The organism is Moorena sp. SIO3I6 (assembly GCF_010672095.1).
The window spans coordinates 1-2,765 of record NZ_JAAHHU010000576.1; the positions used below are offsets into that span (position 1 = coordinate 1).

Here is a 2,765-nt window from a genome sequence, read left to right on the forward strand (position 1 = left end):
CTGAAGATTACCTTGCTCCAGCAGTATCTGCAGTTGAGAACGCACCAGCTGTCGCAGTTCACTACGCGAGATTGTCTGGAGGGAAATTTGGTTTTCAGTCAATGCAAACCCTCCTCTTGAGTAGGTTTTACTTGTTTGTCAGTGCTGACTCAAGTCTAGATGCTTTTGTACCTGCTCCAAGACTGATTGGTAATTGGTAATTGGTAATTGGTAATTAGTACTTGGTAATTAGTACTTATTAAGTAGTACTTGGTAATTAGTACTTGGTAATTAGTCCGAAATCAATAAATAAATGAAATTATATTAAGAAATGTAAAATACGAACCATCTTTAACTGCTGATTAGGTTTGAGTTAACTTAACCAAAGTTAACACAGTTATCAAAACCTTTGTTTCTTAATTGGTAACTGACGCAACTATCCTTTGGATTCCGATATTTACCAATACCACTACTTGAGGCATCTTAGTCCAATAGTATTTTCAGCGCAATAGTTATTGGATAGTGATCCCATCACCCTAGATTTCCCTGTACGTGATCCAGCCCGAGGGGAATTAATTTGTTAATAAAAATAGTGATATTCTTTCCCTTCTTACCCCTATCTCCCTCTTCTGGTGTTTCACCACTCAAATCCGATTGCTATCGATGGCCTTGTGACTACTCCCACATCAAATCAAAGATTATGATGTGGGCTTCTCAACCTCACGAATGAGACTTGCTGCTCCTGGCCTACGGCCTCCGCTACGCGAACGATATCCTGTACCGATTTACCACAGCCATTAAGCGGCAGTCCAACCGCCAATAATCCACGATTTAAAATGTTGATCCCGCTATTCCAATCACGATCGACTTTGACGTTACAACTAGGACAGCAGTGAACGCGATCACTTAAACTTTTTTCGACTCTAGAACCACAGTTAAAACATTCGATACTTGTGCCGCGTGGATTTACTTCCTGAACTAACAAACCGCGTCTTACCGCTACTGCTTGCAATATTTCCAAAAATGCTCCCCAAGCTGCATCGTTTACTGACTTAGCCAATCTGGTTCTAGCAAGACCTTTTATGTTTAAGTTTTCGTGAGCAATTAGGTCGTACTTGCTACACAACCAATGAGCGACCTGATAATGGAATTCTTTTCGGCATCGGGTCAGATGAAGGTGCATTAAAGCTACTTTGTGTTTAGCTTTCTTCCAGTTTTTAGAACCTTTGACACGACGCGACATCACTTTTTGCGCCTCAGCTAGCTTGCCCTGAGCTTTTCTGTAAAACTGTGGAATAGGTACCGCTTCACCGTCAGATGTAACTAGAAATTTCTCCAAGCCAACATCGATTCCAACAGCAGACTTGATCGAGTCCACTGGTAAAATCTCCGGCACAGTATCATCTTTCATCGAGATACAACAATACCAACCATCAGCCTTTTTGACTACAGTGCATTGCTTAAGGGTAAATCCTACGCCCTTCGGGCAAGCTTCGCTAACAGGTAATGGGCGATGCATCACAACAGGAATTGACCCAATCCGACTCAGTTTTAAAACACCATCAACAAGATGTGCTCCTGCTTTGGGACTGTTAATTCTAGGAAAAACAAACGATCGAAGTTTTCCAGGTTTTTTAAACCTAGGTCTACCTCCACGCTTGCCATTGGCATCAGGTTTTAGCCATTTATCCCAAGCCTTATTGAGACGTTGCAAGTTAACTTGTTGAGTCTCTGCATAAATTTTTTTGTACTCAGGAAATAACCGCTTAGTTTCCTTGAGCGCTGCCTGTTGAGTGTAGTAATTTACCAGTTCTGGAATTTCACCAATTGGCTCATAACTCACGCTACACCTATCAATCGGACAACGGGTTCGACGAAGCCAATCAAGTCGTTGTCCCAAAGCGTAATTCCAATGGCGGCGCAACAATTCGAGCCACCTTTCCATGGTGACAATTTGTTCAGGACTTGGCTTGATCCGGTAGCAGTAAGTGAGTATCATGTTTTTATTGTAGCATTTATCGAATAGGCATGAAAGGCAACTACACAAAAGAAAACAGGTCGGTATATCGTCTTACTGTACACATTGTACTAGTAACCAAATACAGACGACAAGTCATATCAGATCAAATTTTGATTCGGCAGAGCCGACGCTGCGCGAACAGGTTGAAGCAAATCTGTTCTGACACTTGCGTTAAATGGGACTGTAATTTAGTGGAATTCAACGGAGAGAGTGATCACATCCACCTGCTTGTTGACCTTAACCCTAAAGTCGCTCCAGTCAAGTTAATAGCAAATATAAAGACTGTGACCAGTAGATTAATTCGTCAAGAATTTTCTGATTACTTAAAACAGTTTTACGGAGACAAAAAGGTTTTCTGGACAGGTTCTTATTTTGTAGCTTCTTGTGGCGTTGTAACGATCGAGCAATTAAAGAGTTATGTCCAAAACCAGGATTCTCCGTCAGGCAATTCCCCTCCCGCTAACCCTCCGGGTATAACGGGAGACCCCTTGCCTGTTTAGGTTGGCCTTTTGGCCACGCTACGCGAACGGCCACGCTACGCGAACAACTGGTCTATTGAATAGTAAAAATGTACTATTGACTTATTTTGGGTTATAATGATATGCACAAGCAATGATTATAAATTGCTATTATTAAAGGTTATTTAAATTAGATTTGCGAGTCTAATTATGCTTGATTGTCTCAATGCGGCTCGCTACTTCATCGTAAAAGCTTACGATGATGGCATGGAAGCTGAAATGACCAACATGAAGCTTCAAAAGCTTCT

1 protein-coding gene and 1 pseudogene are annotated in these 2,765 nt (G+C 41.6%); one reads left to right on the plus strand and one right to left on the minus strand.

All coding sequences use genetic code 11. The features are described from left to right. Positions 1-670: 670 nt before the first annotated feature. The gene (locus tag F6K49_RS39820; protein WP_293106213.1) at positions 671-1,978 is read right to left on the minus strand and encodes a transposase; all 1,308 of its coding nucleotides are present in this window, start codon (positions 1,976-1,978) and stop codon (positions 671-673) included. Between F6K49_RS39820 and tnpA the strand changes: the two are divergent. After that, a pseudogene (tnpA, locus tag F6K49_RS39825) lies at positions 1,892-2,499 on the plus strand (IS200/IS605 family transposase). The gene F6K49_RS39820 and the pseudogene tnpA overlap by 87 nt on opposite strands. The last annotated feature ends 266 nt before the right edge of the window (positions 2,500-2,765 follow it).